19 protein-coding genes are annotated in these 19317 nt (G+C 36.6%); 1 reads left to right on the top strand and 18 read right to left on the bottom strand.

Going from position 1 to position 19317, the window contains the following annotated elements:
• Positions 1 to 393 precede the first annotated feature (393 nt).
• From C1N55_RS20870 to dapB, 6 genes are all read right to left on the bottom strand, one after another.
• A complete protein-coding gene (locus tag C1N55_RS20870) occupies positions 394 to 519 on the bottom strand; it encodes a hypothetical protein (protein WP_255502509.1) in 126 nt (41 codons plus the stop codon).
• 259 nt (positions 520 to 778) lie between these two features.
• Positions 779 to 1765: a biotin--[acetyl-CoA-carboxylase] ligase gene (locus tag C1N55_RS08350; RefSeq protein ID WP_137728395.1), complete on the bottom strand. Its 987-nt coding sequence runs from the start codon at positions 1763 to 1765 to the stop codon at positions 779 to 781.
• Positions 1743 to 2927 (bottom strand): CCA tRNA nucleotidyltransferase, encoded by a 1185-nt coding sequence (locus C1N55_RS08345; protein ID WP_137728394.1) that lies wholly within the window; start codon positions 2925 to 2927, stop codon positions 1743 to 1745. Before C1N55_RS08345 ends, C1N55_RS08350 begins: the two co-directional genes overlap by 23 nt.
• On the bottom strand, positions 2924 to 4060 hold the full coding sequence (gene bshA / locus C1N55_RS08340; protein WP_137728393.1) for an N-acetyl-alpha-D-glucosaminyl L-malate synthase BshA: 1137 nt from the start codon (positions 4058 to 4060) through the stop codon (positions 2924 to 2926). The genes C1N55_RS08345 and bshA overlap by 4 nt, the downstream gene beginning before the upstream one ends.
• A gap of 192 nt (positions 4061 to 4252) precedes the next feature.
• The gene (gene mgsA / locus C1N55_RS08335; protein ID WP_137728392.1) at positions 4253 to 4657 is read right to left on the bottom strand and encodes a methylglyoxal synthase; all 405 of its coding nucleotides are present in this window, start codon (positions 4655 to 4657) and stop codon (positions 4253 to 4255) included.
• 15 nt (positions 4658 to 4672) lie between these two features.
• Positions 4673 to 5470, bottom strand: coding sequence for a 4-hydroxy-tetrahydrodipicolinate reductase (dapB, locus tag C1N55_RS08330; protein ID WP_137728391.1), 798 nt, complete (start codon positions 5468 to 5470; stop codon positions 4673 to 4675).
• A gap of 437 nt (positions 5471 to 5907) precedes the next feature.
• On the opposite strand from dapB, the gene C1N55_RS08325 reads away from it, so the two are divergent.
• Positions 5908 to 6774 (top strand): YitT family protein, encoded by an 867-nt coding sequence (locus C1N55_RS08325; protein ID WP_168193916.1) that lies wholly within the window; start codon positions 5908 to 5910, stop codon positions 6772 to 6774.
• 96 nt (positions 6775 to 6870) lie between these two features.
• Here C1N55_RS08325 and C1N55_RS08320 read toward each other — a convergent pair whose 3' ends face one another.
• From C1N55_RS08320 to hisC, 12 genes are all read right to left on the bottom strand, one after another.
• Positions 6871 to 9084, bottom strand: a complete 2214-nt coding sequence (locus tag C1N55_RS08320; RefSeq protein ID WP_137728389.1) for an outer membrane protein assembly factor BamB family protein — start codon at positions 9082 to 9084, stop codon at positions 6871 to 6873.
• Positions 9085 to 9386: 302 nt separating this feature from the next.
• Positions 9387 to 10061, bottom strand: a complete 675-nt coding sequence (locus tag C1N55_RS08315) for a zinc metallopeptidase (RefSeq protein WP_137730589.1) — start codon at positions 10059 to 10061, stop codon at positions 9387 to 9389.
• Positions 10062 to 10206: 145 nt separating this feature from the next.
• Positions 10207 to 10812: a lipoprotein heptaprenylglyceryl N-acetyltransferase LhaT gene (locus C1N55_RS08310; protein ID WP_137728388.1), complete on the bottom strand. Its 606-nt coding sequence runs from the start codon at positions 10810 to 10812 to the stop codon at positions 10207 to 10209.
• A 133-nt stretch (positions 10813 to 10945) separates the two neighbouring features.
• On the bottom strand, positions 10946 to 11734 hold the full coding sequence (locus C1N55_RS08305) for a menaquinol-cytochrome c reductase cytochrome b/c subunit (protein WP_137728387.1): 789 nt from the start codon (positions 11732 to 11734) through the stop codon (positions 10946 to 10948).
• A 49-nt stretch (positions 11735 to 11783) separates the two neighbouring features.
• On the bottom strand, positions 11784 to 12458 hold the full coding sequence (gene qcrB / locus C1N55_RS08300; protein ID WP_137728386.1) for a menaquinol-cytochrome c reductase cytochrome b subunit: 675 nt from the start codon (positions 12456 to 12458) through the stop codon (positions 11784 to 11786).
• Between the two features lie 20 nt (positions 12459 to 12478).
• Positions 12479 to 12982 carry a QcrA and Rieske domain-containing protein gene (locus C1N55_RS08295; RefSeq protein WP_137728385.1) on the bottom strand — a complete coding sequence of 168 codons (504 nt, stop codon included), beginning with the start codon at positions 12980 to 12982 and terminating at the stop codon, positions 12479 to 12481.
• A gap of 156 nt (positions 12983 to 13138) precedes the next feature.
• A complete protein-coding gene (locus tag C1N55_RS08290) occupies positions 13139 to 13588 on the bottom strand; it encodes a YpiF family protein (RefSeq protein ID WP_137728384.1) in 450 nt (149 codons plus the stop codon).
• Positions 13589 to 13828: 240 nt separating this feature from the next.
• Positions 13829 to 14386 carry a ReoY family proteolytic degradation factor gene (locus C1N55_RS08285; RefSeq protein WP_137728383.1) on the bottom strand — a complete coding sequence of 186 codons (558 nt, stop codon included), beginning with the start codon at positions 14384 to 14386 and terminating at the stop codon, positions 13829 to 13831.
• Between the two features lie 16 nt (positions 14387 to 14402).
• Positions 14403 to 15659 carry a tetratricopeptide repeat protein gene (locus C1N55_RS08280; RefSeq protein WP_137728382.1) on the bottom strand — a complete coding sequence of 419 codons (1257 nt, stop codon included), beginning with the start codon at positions 15657 to 15659 and terminating at the stop codon, positions 14403 to 14405.
• A 129-nt stretch (positions 15660 to 15788) separates the two neighbouring features.
• On the bottom strand, positions 15789 to 17084 hold the full coding sequence (gene aroA, locus C1N55_RS08275) for a 3-phosphoshikimate 1-carboxyvinyltransferase (protein WP_137728381.1): 1296 nt from the start codon (positions 17082 to 17084) through the stop codon (positions 15789 to 15791).
• Positions 17085 to 17120: 36 nt separating this feature from the next.
• The gene (locus tag C1N55_RS08270) at positions 17121 to 18218 is read right to left on the bottom strand and encodes a prephenate dehydrogenase (RefSeq protein WP_137728380.1); all 1098 of its coding nucleotides are present in this window, start codon (positions 18216 to 18218) and stop codon (positions 17121 to 17123) included.
• Positions 18215 to 19315, bottom strand: a complete 1101-nt coding sequence (gene hisC, locus C1N55_RS08265) for a histidinol-phosphate transaminase (RefSeq protein WP_137728379.1) — start codon at positions 19313 to 19315, stop codon at positions 18215 to 18217. Before hisC ends, C1N55_RS08270 begins: the two co-directional genes overlap by 4 nt.
• Between the last annotated feature and the right edge of the window lie 2 nt (positions 19316 to 19317).

Raw genomic sequence — 19317 nt, 5'->3', positions numbered from 1 at the left:
AATCGATGTTTTTCTCTTATACTAAGGGCCAGTACTAGAACGGATTCCTCAGCATAAAAAAATCCCTCTGTCTGTAAAAATAGACAGAAGGATTGCGTTGTTAAAACTCAAATAATAACGCAGTTGTTTTCTTCCGTCCCTGTCTTTCATTAGATCAAGGCAGATCTTTTTAGTTATTAACATTTAAAAAGGTACAGTTCAAGGAATGATACTGTCCATACCGCTACTATAACAAGTTTTCAATAAAACGTACACATATATCTATGAATTTTAAAGATTATTTTTATATTGTATATGGTTTAAAGGTCAGTAAATCTTCTCCATAATAAAACCCTTCCATAATAATTTCTTAATGGAAGGGCTAATTCATTTTTTGTTAAAATTCATTGTTGCTTATGTATTTTCTGCAGAAGATGAATTTGAAGAGCGTACTTTCCCACATCGGACACAACGATCTGTAAAATAACTGTATTTATGATAGCCAAGCATACGACAAAACATCGAACTGATCATTTTCATAAAGCTAGTCCACCCCGAATCTAGTATTTTATAACTTTAACGACTCTTTTACTTACCATTATATTCCTATCTATAAGAGAAAATACCATATTTATAGTAAAAATATAATTATTTATTTGAATATTTTTACATTTTATTCTATTGAATTACTCCAATAATTTATCCTCACGGGACTTTTCAACTAAACAACAAAAAAACTCTATTCCATTAGTGATAATTCACCTATGAAAAAGAGTTTTATTTTAAAAAATTATTAAACTTATTCCTTCACTTCAATATCTGCAGAATAGATACTTCGAATTTCACCATTCTCAAGTTGTATTTCAAGGACACCGGATTCAGTTATACCGATTGCTTTTCCTTGAATTACTTCTGTCAGTGTTGTTGCTTTAATTTGTTTACCAATTGTTCCTGATGCTTCTTCCCAGAGCTTTTTAATGGGGCTAAAGCCTTCCGATATATACAAATCGCTATAATTCTCTAGGTAGTTTAAGATTGTTCCCACAAGCTCAGCACGGTTTAGTAACTTATTTTCCTCAATACTTAAAGAAGTCGCAATCGAATGAAGTGTGTCAGGAAAGTCGTTTCGCTGTTGATTGACATTGATTCCAATCCCTATCAGTAACGCTTGCACTCGATCCATTTCTGCAATCATTTCGGTTAAAATTCCAGTACATTTCAGACCATTTATCAAAATATCATTAGGCCATTTAATAACCGGAGTAAAATTGCTGTAGAGTGATTTAATTGCATTTACAATTGATACTGCTGCAACTAATGTAAATTGTGGCGCCTGGTGTGGTAATACATCTGGTTTGATAATTACCGTCATCCAGATGCCCTTCCCTTTTGTCGATTCCCACGGCCGGCTCATTCGTCCTTTTCCATCCGTTTGGGTCTCCGCAATGACAACTGTTCCATCCTTTGCACCATTTCGTGCTAATTCATGTGCAATTGTTTGTGTAGAGGCACACTCTTCAAAGTATTCAATTGTCTGACCAAATCTATCCGAAGACAAAAAGGAAGCTATACTCGCCGCATCCACCCTGTCTGGTTTATTTGTTAATAGATAGCCTTTTTTCTTAATCGTATCAAAGGTATACCCATCCTCTTGTAAAGTCTGTAAATGTTTCCAGACTGCTGTACGAGAGATTCCTAATTCATCTGCTAAATGCTGACCTGAAATAGGCTCCCCTGAAGCTAGAAGGAAACGTTTTAATATTTTATCCTTCATTGATAAAGTCATTTAAGAACCATTCCTTCAATTTGTCTACGTCATTTTCTACATATCCATTTAAAACAGCAATTATCGCAGCATCTAATGCAACTTTAATCCACGGCCCTCTTTTTCTAGTGGTCCAAGCCATCAAATGATTTCCGTTAATAGCTAGTTCTTCAATCGATTTAATCGGTAAGTTATTTTTAACTACTTGTATGTCTTCCTTTTCAAAAGGCAGCTTCACATTCTGCCATCTCGCAAAATGATAAGCCGTTTCTAAAATTTCAAGCTCATATGAAAAGTAATCCATCGCTGTCCACTTTTGTCGAAGTGCATCAAAAGCATTTAGCACACTACGAATATAATTTTTTTCCTTATTCGACAGACGATAGAAATCGATTATATTTTGTATTTCTTGTCGATTGAGCAGACATAAATAAGCCCATCCGACCTCAGATTTTTCAGCTTTAAATGTGCGCCAATAGTCTAGCTGCTCTGCAAAATTTCCGACTAAATATTTCGTCAAGTTGCTCTCAATTAATAACTGTAGACCGTAATTAACGTATTTGCTTTTCCAAATCTTCGCTATTTCCATTGCAATTCGTTCATTAGCTATAAAATCTATTAAATCACTATCAATTTGAATTGCTTTTAAAGTCTCTTCTTCGATAGAAAAACCTAGCTGTGCACTAAAACGGATTGCCCTTAACATTCGGAGGGCATCCTCACGAAATCGGACATTCGGATTACCTACTGCGCGAATCACCTTGTTTTCAATATCCTCTTTACCGCCAAATAAATCAATAATCTGACCATCTTTTGTAAAAGCCATCGCATTTATCGTGAAGTCTCTTCGTTGTAAGTCTTCCTCAAGGTTTCGAACAAATGCTACTTCTTCTGGTCTACGATAGTCACTATATGTACCTTCAGTTCGATAGGTAGTTACTTCAATCGGTTCCCCTTCATCCAACACTAAAACAGTTCCGTGCTCAATACCGACATCTACTGTTGAAGAAAATATCTCTTTCACTTCTGAAGGCAAGGCACTTGTTGCAACGTCAACATCATTGATTTGTCTTTGCAATAGATGATCTCGTACAGCACCACCAACAATGACCGCTTCAAAACCACTTTTTTCAATCCTGTCAATTACGCGTAATGCAACACGCCAATCGTTGCTTACTTTCATACTCGCAGAGCCACCAATCGTTCATAAAGTTGTTCATAATGATCAATTATCGGTTTCGCTAGAAATTTCGTTTGAATGGAAGAAAGGGCAGCTTGTCGGAATTGGATTAACTTCTCTTCATCCTTTAATAATTCAATTGCGTACTTAGCAGCTCCCTCGGTATCACCAAGTTCTACAATAAACCCATTTTCACCATGTTGAATTACTTCGGGAATCCCACCAACATTTGTACCTATTCCTGGCACACCACAGGCCATTCCTTCCAATAATACTAATCCGAATGACTCGGTTTGGGACATTAATAATTTTAAGTCACTCAAACCAAATAACTCTGCCACATTCTCTTGTTTCCCCAAAAATAATATATCTTCTTTAAATGGTGAAGTCTTTATATAATCCACCATTCTTTGCTTTTCAGGCCCATCTCCTACAAGGAGAAGTTTTGCAGGCATCTCTTCACGAACTTTAAGGAAAGTATCGATGATATCCGGTAAATTTTTTATTTTTCTGAAGTTTGATACATGGATTAGAACTCGTTCATTTTCACGAATCCCATACTGAGCTTTTAAATTACTAGAATCCAAAGGCTTAAATTCAGACTCGTCAACGAAATTATAAACAGTATCAATTTCTTTCTTTGTACCAATTAATTGATACGTTTGTTCTTTTAAGGCGTCAGAAACAGCCGTCACAATATCGGACTTCTCAATTCCATATTTTATCGCTTGAGTCATTGTCGAATCCTGACCTAACACCGAAATGTCTGTTCCATGTAGGGTTGTAACAATTCCAATATTCTCTCCGCTCATTTCACGAGCAAGCACCGCACAAACAGCATGTGGGATGGCATAATGTACATGTAATACATCTAATTTCTTTTCTTTTATTACATCCGCCATCTTACTTGCCAAAGCAATATCGTATGGAGGGTATTGAAACACGGAGTAGTTATTTACTTCGACTTCATGGAAAAATACATTAGGGTAAATTTTATTTAATCGAAAAGGAACACTAGATGTTATGAAATGAATTTCATGTCCTCTTTCTGCAAGCATTTTTCCTAGCTCGGTTGCAAGAACTCCTGAACCACCAACTGTTGGATAACATGTAATTCCTATTTTCAACTTTCTCATCCGACGTTCATCCTCTCTATCCAAATAATTAATTACTTTAATCATTGAAAACAAATTAATTAATCAAATATGTGTAGATTCATATATGCCTTATTGTTCATAATAATTGAACCAAGCATCCGCCAGAAGTTCTTTATATTTAGATAATTAACAAATATTTTTAATGCAAAAGTTAAATATTTTTAATCAATATTATTTTCGTCTTTCCTGTATTAATCGCCAATCCACAAATCCTTCTTGTAGACCTTTAAGTAAGATCTCGGCAGTTCCCATGTTCGTTGCTAAAGGGATATGGTAAACATCGCATAGTCGAACTAGTGCCGTCACATCTGGTTCATGTGGCTGTGCAGTTAATGGATCTCGGAAGAAAATAACCATATCCATATCATTATTAGCTATCATCGAACCAATTTGCTGATCGCCACCCAATGGACCTGAACGAAATCTTGTCAGATTTAAACCTACCTCATCGTGAATTCGCTGTCCAGTTGTACCTGTTGCAAATAAATCGTGTTCAGACAATATCTCTTTATATGCAATTGCAAATTCAACTAGACTATCTTTTTTACGATCATGTGCAATTAGAGCAATTTTCATGTTAAATCTCCATTCTTATAGGATATTTTCTAAACCGTATACTAATTCTTCCATTGTCATCACTTTTTCAACACAAAATACTACTCCACCCATAAAGGATTCTCGATTATAGGAATCATGACGAATAGTAAGCATTTGCCCTTCACCACCAAATAAAACCTCTTGATGGGCTACTAACCCAGGCAAACGAACTGAGTGAATGCGCATACCTTCAAAATCTGCACCTCTTGCACCAGGCATCGTTTCTGTTTCAAATTCGTGCCCCTGTTTCGTTGCTTCACGTACTTCGGCAATCATTTGAGCTGTTTTCTTTCCTGTTCCTGAAGGAGCATCCAATTTACGGTCATGATGCAATTCAATAATTTCAACATGTGGCAAATATTTCGCAGCTTCTTTTGCAAACTTCATCATTAATACAGCACCTATCGCAAAGTTTGGTGCTATGATACATCCTACCTTACTGATTTTTGCAAGATTCTTTAGCTCTTCTAGTTGTTCATCTGTAAAACCTGTAGTACCAACAACTGTTCTTACATTATGTAACATCGCTTCTTTTGTATGCTCATATACAGAATGTGGATTTGTTAAGTCAATTAGTACATCCGGTTTAGTTTCAGTGATTAACTGAGTTAAGTTCGTATAAATCGGAACATCTAAATTGGAAGGAAACATTTCTAGCTCAGCTAAGCTATCCCCTACATGCTTGTAATCTAATGCTGCCACAAGCTCTAAACCAGCACGATTACATACTGTTTTTACTGCTTCAGACCCCATTTTCCCTCTACTACCTGCAATAGCTACTCGTATCATAATTACTCATCCTTTCGTGTACAAAATCTATTCTCTATAACAAAAATAATTTATTTGCTATGAAATGTGTCAACTGGTTGGATACCTTCAGCATTTGTATAACATACTAGATAGAAGAAAAAATCTCCTAATTGTGCAATTTGTATTCTTGATTTAATAAGAAAGAATTCTATTAAGGCTAGTCATGCTGATATTTTCCCTCCAAAACTACCAGATGTCTTGGTTAACAGCGAAAACAAATTTCGTGAAATTTACTATGTATTCGTCAACTTTTTTCGGTAATTTTACATCATACAACTCTCACTCGACATCATACCACGCACCTACTATCATCGTATATAATAAAGGGCTATGTTGTCAAAAGAAGAAAAATACAACATAATATAGTGAACCTATAATTAGTGGTAATTAATGTATAGTAAAGAAAATATTTATTGTTAATGTTTGGAGGTTTTTTTTTGAAAGGCTTAAAAGTAAAAAATATTATCGGAATATTATTAGGTGCAGCCATTTATAGTTTTGGTTTTGTACACTTTAATATGCAAAACGAACTCGGTGAAGGTGGCTTCAGCGGAATTACGTTAATTTTATATTTTACTTTACATTGGGACCCGGCAATTATGAATATTGTCCTTAATATCCCTATGTTTATCTTGGGATGGAAACAATTCGGTCGTAAAGAATTTATCTACACAATTATTGGAACAGTTGCTGTATCAATTTTCTTACGTATATTCCAAGTTTACGAAGTATCATTGAATCTTCAAGACGACTTATTTTTAGCAGCCTTATTTGCAGGTGTTTTCGTTGGGGTTGGACTTGGAATTATTTTCAGATGTGGAGGTACTACAGGTGGGGTGGATATTATCGCCCGTGTAACAAATAAGCATGTTGGTTGGAGTATGGGCCGTACTATGTTCTTATTTGATGCTTTTGTTATTTTTGCATCTTGGCTAACATTCTTGGATGCACGTTCCATGATGTACACACTCGTGGCTGTATTCGTTGGGGCTAGAGTAATCGATATGGTACAAGAAGGTGCATATTCTGCAAAAGCAGCCTTAATCATTTCAAGTAATCCAGATGAGATTGCGAATGTGATTTCTGAAAGAATGGAACGCGGGATTACCGTTTTCCATGGATATGGGCATTATACAAAGCAATCGAAGGATGTACTTTACTGTATTGTCGCTCGTAATGAGTTAGTACGACTAAAATCAATCATCCGGTCCATCGATCCAAATGCATTTGTTTCGATAATTGATGTAAATGATGTCACTGGCGAAGGATTTAGAATTGACGAGTAGCAAGATGTAAACTCTTTTGAGAGAAATAAAAGCGCTTGGATTTTAATTGTATTCCGAGCGCTTTTGTTGTGGGTATTTTGAGGCTGTGGTCTTTAATCATTCATCTGCTTTCGATAAAACTTCATTCACGTAACGTGCAACTTCCTCGATTTCCTCTTCAGTTAATATTTGACCAAAGGCTGGCATTGTGGAACCGCCATTTTTTATTCTTTCAATAACATCTTCTTGGTTTTCAGCAAGCTTACTTAGTTGAAGATTCGGTCCATTATGGCCATTTTCACCCATACTGCCGTGACAGGATAAGCAGTTCCCCTCATAAATGGAAAGCCCAACTTCATATGGGTCACTTGTATCCCCAGTTGTATCCGATTCTGCTGGTTCTTCAGTAGTTACGACTTCCTCACCGGCTTCAACACTACTACTTTCTGAAGCATCAATTGGTGTTCCATCCCAGCTGCCATTAAGTTTAAACGTGTACACTTTATCTCCATGAACCGAACCTGCTAAAGAGTTACCTGCAGCAAAAATTGAAAGATATTGTTCCCCATTAATTTCATACGTTACGGAAGGAGCATTTGCCCCTGCATCAGTTTTATAGCTCCAAACTTCTTCACCAGTTTTTGCATTAAATGCAATGAGTCGACCATCGTTATGACCAACAAATATTAAGTCACCAGCTGTTGCTAGAACACCTGAATATGCATTAGCATCCCAAACAACTTGCCATGCAATTGTGTTAGTTTTTACATCCATAGCAGTAATTGTACCTCTAGTTGGTGCATCCGAAACCGGAACCATAATACTACCTATATACATAGAACCTTCTTCATAAATATCCTCATCCATACGTGATAACGCAATATAACCATCTGTTCCTATAACATAAAAGTACTCTGTTTCTGGTGAGTAAGCTGATGGCGGCCAGTTTGCTCCACCGAATGCAGATGGTTTTAAAGTAATTGGCTCTTCCCAGAATGGAGTGAAAATGGATCCGATTTCTCCTTCAAAATCTTCACTTAAATCTCGTTCTACATCTTCTTCTGTCACTTCTTGAGGCACAAAGGAATCACCAATAGGAAATGGCTGTGTTGGTGAGGTCTTTTGTTCTGCGAGCTGTGGCACCTCTTTTTCTTCGATGCCGATTAACGGTTCTCCGTTTGTTCGATCCAAGAAATAGATCCAGCCCGTCTTACCAGCTTCTCCAAGAGCTTTTCTTGTTTCACCGTTGATTTCCACATCAAATAATATTACTGGATTTGTCGGATCCAAGTCCCATATATCGTGATGAACTTGTTGGAAATGCCAAACATACTCGCCGGTTTCAGCATTTAATGCAAGAATGGAATTGGCATATAGGTTATCCCCTTCCCTCTTACTTCCATCTAAATCAGGAGAAGTATTGCCCGTTACAAAGTAAATATATCCTAGCTCTGGGTCCACTGCAGGTGTGTTCCAAATTGGGGCACCACCATGTAGCCAATTTTTATTTTCATCATCTGGCCAAGTATCTCCATTTTCTTCGTATGGTGCAGGAATTGAATACCATCGCCATACCTCATGACCGTATTCAGCATCATAGGCCATAATTCTACCCCGAATTCCATACTCTCCTCCAGCTACACCCGTGTATACTTTCCCATTATAAAAAAGAGGAGCACTAGTAATCGTATAGCCTTCTTCCCAATCAGCGACTTCTGTTTCCCAAAGTAACTCTCCTGTTTTTTGATCTAATGCTATTAATCTAGCGTCTAATAGGCCAGCAAACACTTTCCCATCAGCTACAGCTACTCCTCTTGTAGTCCAACCACAACAAACTGTATCCAGCTTTTGTTCAATCTCTGGCCGGTATTCCCATACTTTTTCTCCCGTTTTTGCATCTAACGCTAAAATATCATTTTCAGCTGTTGCAATATACATCACACCATCCACTACAATTGGGGTTGCTTCTCCAGAAAACTTCATATCTAAACTAGAACCTAAGCTTGTAACCCACTCTGGTTGCAGATCTTTAATCGTCTCAAGGTTAACTTGATCAAGCTCAGAGAATCGACGATTGTAGTAATCTCCACCATGTGTTATCCATTCTTCTTTTGCATAGTCTACTTTGATTTGAGGCTGACTAGGGCTTTTTCCATTGTTTTCCGCTTGATCTTCAATAGGTGTCTTTATGACAAATCCTGTCCCCTCTTCATCGGCATAGCTATCTTCCAAACTCTTTTTTGTTAGGACTCCCGCATAAAAAGCAAGACCAGCAATAATAATTATCCCCACAAAACTGAACACCAGCACCTTGGAAAAACTGATTTTCATGACTCTCCCCCCTATATCTCATTATGTAAAGCACGTGTTTGCGCTTTCATAAACCGAGTAATATTTCTCTACATTCTATTAATCTAAAGTACTAGTTATTATTCTTATAAAAATAATTTTTAGTTCCTTTAAATTAGCTAAACAAAAAAAGCTGTCCCACTAATTTAATGAGGCAACTTCTTTTCATAGTAGAAAATATTGAGATTATATGGAGTTGTTAGAGCATTTTTTTCCAATTATCATCTCCATATCCAAAAAAAATCCCAAAGGTTTACATGCAACCTTTGGGAAAAATCTTATTATTAATCGTCCGATCTCATACCTGTGTAGATAAGAATCAAACGTAAAAGTTCTAATACTGCTACAGCTGCGGCTGCAACATAAGTCATTGCGGCTGCATTTAGTACCTTTTTCGCTGATCGTTCTTCATTGTTTGAAATAATGCCTAAGGATACCACTTCATTCATGGCACGTTTTGAGGCATCAAATTCAACTGGTAAAGTTACTACTTGGAATAAAACTCCAGCAAGAAGTAACACAATCCCTAGCAGCAAAAAGCCTGAACTAGATGCAAAAATACCAATCATTACAAAAATCCATGATGCATTCGATGTAATATTAGCAACAGGTGCTAATTTAGAACGTACATTTAAAAATGAATAAGCTTCTTTATGTTGAATTGCATGCCCTACCTCATGGGCAGCAACAGCTACACCCGCAATGGATGATTCATAGTAATTTTTCTCAGATAGAGCTACAGTTTTGGTTGCTGGATTGTAATGATCCGATAACACACCTTGAGTCGGTACTACTCGTACATCAAACAAACCATGAGCATCTAAAATTTGTCGTGCAACTTGAGCACCTGTCAAATGTTTCGAAGAATGAACTTGTGAAAATTTCTTGTAAGTACTTTTCACCTTCATTTGTGCATAAATCGGCAAAATCAATATAATTAGAAAGTAAATAATATACATACCTGCTGTCAATTAACCTCTTCCTTTCTAATAAGTTACTATACTACTAATTTTAATGGCTCTCTAGAAGTTATGCAAATGTTCACATCTATAAGCCCTAGTTGGAATAACTAATTTATGACGAAATCGACATATTTTAAAATCACTAAGATTGCATTCGAATTGTATTTCGATTATTAGTATAAACAAAATAGGCAATCGCAATGCAAATAATAGATAACCAAAAAGTAAAATAGCCAATTTGATTAGCATATTCACTTAGCACACTATATGTTGGCATCTGTCCAAAAACATAGTCAATAACGTCATTATGCAATGTCCAAATTGATGCAATAGCTAAGTGAACTATGCCAAATCGATATTTTGCCATGTAGAGTATTGCTTGAACAGCCATTAATCCATGGGAAACGACAAGCATCCATCCTGAAGCACCAATTGAGCCAATTTCCGCTAAAGTTAAGAGATTCATGACAACTGCCCATACCCCATATTTCACAAGCGTGATTAGTGCTAACGCTTCCATTAATTTAAAATGTCTTCCAAATATCCAACCTAGAACAGCAATACAGAAAAATAAACTTGCAGTAGGGCTATCTGGAACAAATAAAAGGAATTTTGGTTCTGTTCTGGATAATTGAGAGCCATACCAAATATACCCGTAAATTGTGCCAAACAAGTTAATGAAAAATAATAATGTTAAAAAAGAACGATGTGTTAATAGAAACCAACTTTGCATGAAAAATGACTTCATTTTCTAATCCCCTTATTATTTCTTAATTTTATTTTAACTATGTATTTATTTTGAAGTTTAGGCATATGTAAATAGAAATAACTAAAAGAGAAGAGAGCCAGTTTCCCGACTCTCTTTAAGAAAAATATTAAGATTATTCTTCAGCTTTTAAACTAGCGATGAATTCAGCCAATACTTGAAGCTCTTCATCAGTACCTGCAAATTGACCAGCTGGCATTGCGCCACGACCGTTTTTAATTACTTCTGCAACTTCTTCAGCAGTTAATTCGTTACCTACTAAAGCAGGTGCTGCACCTCCACCTTGCATATCAGCTCCGTGACATGCGATACAAGACTTACCTTGTTCACCAGTGAAGATTAAGTAACCTTCTGCAGTTTCATCAATTTCAACGTCCACTTGTTCTTTGATTTCACCTTGTTTAGCTGCCGCTTCCCAGTCGTGGTTTACAACAGATTCCCAAGTTAAGAAAATCATTGCAGCAAGCGATAACAACATAAATGCTGTTGGTAATGGACGTTTTGATGGACGACGTTCTGGACCTTTGTCTAAGAACGGCATTAACATTAATGCACCAATCGCTAAACCAGGCATAATAATCGCACCGATTACATTGTATGGACCTGATGCAAATGTGTATTTTAATAATTGGTACAAGAATAAGAAGTACCAGTCTGGTAATGGAATATATGAAGCATTAGTTGGATCTGCCGGACCTTCAAGTGGTGAAGGATGAGCGACAGTTAATAATAAATATCCAATTAAGAAAACCGCACCAACCATCCATTCTTTTAATAAGAAGTCAGGCCAGAAAGCTTCTGTTTTACCTGGATACTCGGAATAATCTTTAGGCATATTCACCATACGGTTATTCGCTTTAACGCGTGAATCACCTACGAATTTCATCCCTTTTCCGCGATGCATAGTGTCCCCTCCTTTAAAAAATCATAGACCCTTTAAAATTCTTAACGAATCAAAGCGGTCCGGAAATACCTTGACGACGAATCATAATAAAGTGAGCTGCAAGTAATGCAAATAATGCTGCAGGTAAGAAGAATACATGAATTGCGAAGAAACGTGTTAACGTTTGAGCACCAATTATTGTAGCATCCCCAGCCAGCAATACTTTAATAAGTTCACCAATAAACGGAACAGAAGCTGCAATTTCAATACCTACTTTAGTAGCGAACAGCGCTTTCATATCCCAAGGTAATAAATATCCTGTGAAACCTAGACCTAACATAACACAGAAAATTAAAACTCCTACAACCCAGTTTAACTCACGAGGCTTTTTATAAGAACCTGTGAAGAACACACGAAGCGTATGTAAGAACATCATTACGATTACTAATGAAGCTCCCCAGTGGTGCATACCACGTACGATTTCACCAAAAGCTACTTCGTTTTGTAAGTAATAAACTGATTTCCAAGCATTTTCTACGTCCGGCACGTAGTACATTGTTAAGAACATACCCGATAAAATTTGGATAACTGTAATAAAGAATGTTAAACCACCGAAACAGTAAACAAATGCTGAGAAGTGATGTGCAGGGTTAACGTGCTCTGGCACTTCGTGGTCGGCAATATCACGCCAGATAGGTGTGATATCCAGTCGTTCATCGACCCAATCATAAATTTTATTTAGCACTGGTGTCTACCCCCTAACTATTAACCTCTAGTATTTGCGATTTTTTTCCCAAGCAATAAAAAGCCATCTTGTTCTGATACTTCATACTCATCTAGCGGACCAAGTGGTGGTGTACCCGGAACGTTTTTACCAGTTTTTTCGTAACGTCCACCATGGCAAGCACAGAAGAATTGATTCGGGTGTTCCGTATCACTATTCCAGTTAACAGTACAGCCTAAGTGTTTACAAACTGGTGATAATGCGACGATTGAATCTCCACTTTTATAAACCCAAGCAGTATCAGTAACTTCAGATGTGTACCATGCATCAACTTGTTCATATGAAAAGTCAACTTTTACAGGCTCCTCAGTAAGATCTGCAACTTTTTGGCTAGTTTGTACAAAATCACCATCAGCTTTTGTTTGTAAAGCTGGATCAATTGCAAAGCGAACCATTGGCATTAAAATGCCCGCCGCCATAAATCCACCAACACCAGTTAAAGTGTAGTTAAGAAATTGACGTCTAGAAACTCGATTGTTACTCATCCTTTTCCCCCCTCTAACTAAAAGGTCAGTCCAACGGACATACTTTTACAAATAGTAATTACTAGGACATATCTATGATATATCAAGAAAATAGGTTGGTCAATATTGGCTTTCTATACTTTCGACAACTTTGTGAACATTTAATGAAAGAATTTACTAACTTTGAAACCATTTGGAAGTTAAAATTGGAATGATCTGTTTTAACTGTTCTTCTAGTATTGTTTTTTTAACTCCTTGATCCATTGATTCGATAGGAATAGCTGGTAACCAAATTACATCTATTTGTTCACTGGAACTTGTCCAAGCGTGATCGCATGTTATAAATAGAACATGCTTAAAGCCTGCATCTTGCAATTCTTTCTTTAATAAGCTTACTGCCAAATCAGATTTTGTTTGTTCGGTATAAGAAAATGGAGGGACAAGCATTAATCTACCTTTAAATTGCTGTTCTACAAAAGCAGTAAGGGACATTAAAAACTCTGCCGCAGAACTACTCTGTCTGATTTTTTCATCTTTAAAATCCAGTGAAAGCAGTGGTACAAGCGCCGTATCAATAAAATCCTTTTGTGATTGAAATTGTTGTACATCTTTTACATTAAAAAACATTGCTTCTCCTCCATATATCATTAATTACTATTGCCAAAAACAAATAAAATTAACAGTTTAATTTAAATCAAAATATTACTTTATGTATTTCTATTATATTGTAAATATCAGGAACATACAAAATCTCATTCAGCCTATCCCGACTGAATGAGACTATAGCATTTCTAACATTAGAATATTCCAGATAAATTTATACTTCGCAAATTGGATCTCCAACTTCCCACCACAAATATAGTATATCTATACATTTTTGGTAGTTTGTTTCAATGCCTGCAATAAATTGGAGAGCGAATAAAACTTTTCCTTATCTCCCCTGTCTAAAGCATCGTCGATTTCTTTTAGTAGTTTTTCTTCCTGAAATGCTAATAAGCTATTATTTAACATTTCTTCTGCAATCAGTCGGTCCCGTTCACTAATATGCAAATACTTTGGCATGAATGGATTTTCCTCTAAAACTGCTAAATACTGCTGACTAGGTGGGATATTAGGAAAGTTTAATTGGATATACATGCTTTCATTTGGATGAAGTCTTAAATCGTGAAAAGACTTTTCAGCATCACTTGTCATGATATTCCCTTTATAAAATCGAAATGGTACGCCAGTTGAATCGACAGAGGACATTACAATCGCCCTTGGACAATAATGCGCTTCTTCTACAAAGTGAATATTTTCAAGTAGATTGTCGTTGCTTAATAAATAATTCAGTATCCAAACACATTCTCTTCTTTTTAATTGATAATTTTTAAGAAACCAGCGAACAAATGATTTTTTATCAATAATCGGAATGGAAGAAGTCACTTTGCTATCCCTCCTTTTATTCAAGAGTGTAGAGAAGATCTAACCATTGTTGCTCTGTAGGCTCCAAAGCAATTAAACGATTAACGATACTTCGTGCTTCCTCTCTTTTTCCTTCTTCTATCAAGAAATAACAATATTTTTCTAAAAACGATGGTTCGTCTTTAAAATCATTATATGCTACCTTATAAATTTCGCATGCACGTTCATACTGCTCATTCTTGGCATATGCATCCGCAACAAAGGGATATAGAGCGCTCCAGTCGAAATCATTATTTTTTAAATTTTCATACAACTCGATAATTTCTTCGTATCGTTCTTGATTTGCATAGATTGAAATCAGCACTAAAATAGCTTCCATATACTCAGGGTCGAGCGCAATCGCTTGTTGTAAGTAGTTCGTTGCCTCATCTGGTAAACTGTTCTTTATTGCCATCTTGCCTGCAAATAAATAGAATGACTTTTCATACTCATCACGTTGAATACCTTCTTCAATGGTCTTTAGTGCTCTTTTGTTATCCTCCATCATCGCATAGCTTTCCGCTAATAATAAGTAAGCACTAAAATAATCAGGATCTAATTCTTTTAAGTCCTCTAGTTGTTTAGTAGCCAATTCATATTTTTCAGATTGGAAAGCAGCATAGGCCGAACCAAATAATAAATCAGGCGTAACAGACTCCTCTAACGCTTCCATATAGTAATCTAGTGCTGTTTCATATCCACCGCCAGCACGATAAACTTCAGCGAGCCTTGAAGATAATAGAATCCCTGCGATTTCTTTTTCTTTGGCATGTAATTCTTCATAGATGCGAGCGGCTTCAGTAAAGCGTCCAGTTTCAAATAGCAGCTCAGCTTTGGCAAATTGCAATAATGGCTCATTTGGCAGTAAATCTAACGCTTCTGTTATTCGTTGTTCAGCCACTTCATATAACCCTTGCATCTGATAATAATCTGCTAGCAGTAGTAGACTTTGAGGATATTCTGGCGCTTCTGAATCAATGCTCATGAGTAATTGTAGTGCCTCATCCTCTTCACCTAATTCAATTAAGACTGAGGCACGGTCAATAGCTACCTGAGGTTCATCTGGAAATAAAAATTGTAGATGTTCAAACACGCGATCTGCTTCATTTAAAAATCCATATTGCAGCAGTAAATCAGCAATTTCATATTGTACATCAGCTTGTTCATTTAATAAAAATGTTTCTAATAAATTATTAATTTGTTGCAGTTCTCCATTTTGAATGGCTTGTATCAATTCATTCGCTGTATTTGTCAACTTTACTCACCTTTTTTATGTTTAGTCAATACTATGCTACTTCACTTAATTAATAGAAACAAGAAAAAGGACCTGACCCGTTAAATTTCGGGAAGGTCCAACTATTTTAATAATTTACATCGAATATTTTTAAGAATTCAGGAGTTGTTTTACATCATCAAAGAAAGTTGGGTAAGATACTGCAATGCAATCTGTATCATCGATTTCAATCGGAGAAGTTGATATTAATGCAGCAATTGCAGACATCATACCAATTCTATGATCCCCATAAGAGTTCAAATTAGCTCCATGAAGCTTTGTAGGTCCATGAATAATCATTCCATCATCTGTGGCTTCTATATTTGCTCCAAGCTTTTGCAGTTCAGTTACAACAGCTGTAATGCGGTCTGTTTCTTTTACTTTTAATTCTTCTGCGTCCCGAATAATTGTAGTACCCTCTGCTTGAGTAGCTAAAAGTGCAATGATTGGGATTTCATCAATTAAACGAGGAATTATATTCCCTTCGATTGTGGTTGCTTTAAGATCAGAAGTTCGTATTGTTAGCGTTGCAGTAGGTTCAAAGCCTTTGTCATCTTCTACTTCAACTGACAAGTCTGCTCCCATATTCTCTAACACTTCAACAATGCCTGCTCGAGTTTTATTTACTCCGACATTTTTCATCATAACTTCACTGTTAGGAACAATGGCACCTGCAACCAAGAAAAATGCTGCTGAAGAGATATCACCAGGGACATTCACATGGGTAGCTTGCAGTTGTTGTCCGCCTTTAAACGATACGACACCGTTTTCTACTTCTACTGATGCTCCAAATTGTTGGAGCATGCGTTCAGTGTGATCACGAGAAACCTCTTTTTCTCGAACAACCGTTGTACCTTCTGCTCGTAGTCCTGCAAGAAGAATTGCTGATTTCACTTGGGCACTTGCCACAGGCATTGTATAATCAATTGCTTTTAGCTTTGTCCCTTGAATAGCTAATGGTGTATATTGCCCATTTTCTCTTCCGGCGATTTTTGCTCCCATTAATCGAAGAGGATCAGATACTCGTCTCATTGGACGTTTGCCAATTGAAGCATCTCCTGTCATTACGGAATGCAGTGTTGTACCAGATAAAATACCTAACATTAATCTAGTCGTAGTACCTGAGTTCCCTGTATACAATATTTCTTTAGGTTCTTCCCAATTATCCATTCCTGGACTCAAAATTGTAACATTAGTCCCTTCGACATGAATTTCTACACCAAGCCTTCTGAAACAATCGATTGTACTTAGACAATCCTCACCAAGAAGAAATCCACTAACCGTTGTTTTCCCCTGTGCGATTGATCCAAACATGACAGAACGATGAGAAATGGATTTGTCGCCGGGAATAGTGATCGTTCCTTTTAGACTAGCATTTTTATAATCTAGATTTGTAGTAGAAGACATTTATATGCTCCTTTCAAAAATAACCATTTACCAGTATTATGACATATACATTTCATACTTTGTTCTATTGTTTAAACACTTTTGTCCTTTTTCTCGGTCATCGGCATTTTGGAAGCTAATGACCAAGATACCAAATACGTCTTCCCGCGCTTCCACCACTCGGATATTCGTGATGCTTATTTGCTCTTCAGCTAAATAACCTGTCACCTCGGAAATGACACCTGGATAGTCAGGAATATCAACATACAAATCATATGTTGTAAAGAATGCACCTTTATTTATCGGTAGTTTATCCCGAACTTCTTTTGCTACTGCAAAATATCGCTCGATTGATTCTTCTTCAGGATTTAGAAGAAGCGATTTAACTCTATTCATTTCATCTTGCCATGAATTTAATTGGCTAAGTAGTTCCTCACGATTTTGCAGGACAATATCCTTCCACATTAGTGGATTTGAAGAGGCAATACGCGTCACATCACGAAAACCACCTGCAGCGAGCATACTAGTCATAGGATAATTTTGTTGTTCACTATCTAACTGATGTACAAGTGATGCTGCGATAATATGTGGAAAATGACTCACAACGGCGGTCATATGATCATGCTTAAGAGCATCAATTCGCACAATTTTTGCTAGCGTATACTTTAAAAGATCTTCAAGCTCTAAAATCTGCTCTTCATTTTCATTTTCTAAGGGCGTTAATAGATAATAAGCATTTTCAAAAAGATGGGCTTTTGCAGCTTGCACGCCACTCTTATGTGATCCAGCCATTGGATGACCACCTATAAAATGTATGCCTTTTTCACTTAGTTCTGCACCTTTTTCCATAATTAAACCTTTGGTACTACCTGTATCTGTTACAACTACATTTTTCTTCAGTGGCCATTCTTTTAATTTATCCAACCATTGAAGGGTCGCATTCACAGGTGTTCCAAAAATAATGACATCCGCAATACTTGCTGTTTGCAGCACATCATCTACCACTTCATGGACAATATTCAGTTCACGAGCTTGCTGTCGAGTTTTCTCGTAAAAATCGAAGCCGTAAACCTTCGTATTTGGTGCTTTTTGACAAGAAAGGGCAATAGAACCTCCTATTAGACCTAATCCTATTACGAAGACGTTCCGTGTCATGCAAAAACTCCCTGTTCCGTAAGAACTTCCTCAAGTAATGATAAAAATTTATCATTTTGCTCCTCTGTCCCAATCGTCACACGAATGTAGCCTGGTACACCTAAGGCATTTCCACTTCGAATAATAAAGCCGCGCTTCATCATTTCTTTAAAAACAACATCACTATCAGCTTTTACTTCAAATAAAATAAAATTCGTTTCGGATGGATAGTATTTCAATTCATGCTTTTCACAAAACTGTACATATTGCTTTTTACCGGTTTCATTTTTTTCTTTGCATTCGTCGATAAAGGCTTGATCGGCTAAAGCGACAGCAGCAACTTTTTGACTCAAGATAGTATTATTAAAAGGTGCTCGTACTGGGTCTAATTTTGCAATTACTTCCTCTTGTGCTATACCATATCCAACGCGGAATGATGCAAGACCATACGCCTTAGAGAATGTACGCAAAATGATTACATTTGGATATTCAGTCACATATGAAAGTGTATCCTTAAAAACTGGAGAACCTACATATTCGAAGTATGCCTCATCCAAAACAACCAAAACTTCGGCAGGTACTTTTTTAAGGAAGTTTTGAAGTTCCTCATCACCTACAATCGTACCTGTTGGATTATTTGGATTACAAACCCATACAACTGAAGTATTTTCATCGATTGCTTCTAACATAGCAGCTAGATCATGCTTCCCATCACGTAAAGGAACTTCTCTTACCTCCGCCCCCTCAATCTCTGCATTATGACGGTACTGGGAGAAAGATGGCGTTGCCATAACTGTATTGACGCCAGAGTAAAGTAATGCACGTGTTAAAATAGCTATTAAATCATCTGATCCGTTCCCAAATAATAATTGCGATTCTCTAACATTCAAATGATTCGCAACAGCTGTACGCAAGTCCTGTGCATAGCCGTCAGGATAAATTGCATGGTTTGAGAAATCACTAGCTAAAAATGATTTTACTTTTGGTGAAAAACCATATGGATTTTCATTTGAAGCTAATTTTACTACTTCCTCCAATCCAAACTCTTTTTTCACTTCATCCATTGGTTTTCCTGGCTGGTATGCTTTCATTTCATTTATTTGTTGTTTCCATTTCATAA

This window comes from Lysinibacillus sp. SGAir0095 (assembly GCF_005491425.1).
Classification (GTDB): domain Bacteria; phylum Bacillota; class Bacilli; order Bacillales_A; family Planococcaceae; genus Ureibacillus.
This window is presented reverse-complemented; position numbering and strand designations above follow the sequence as displayed.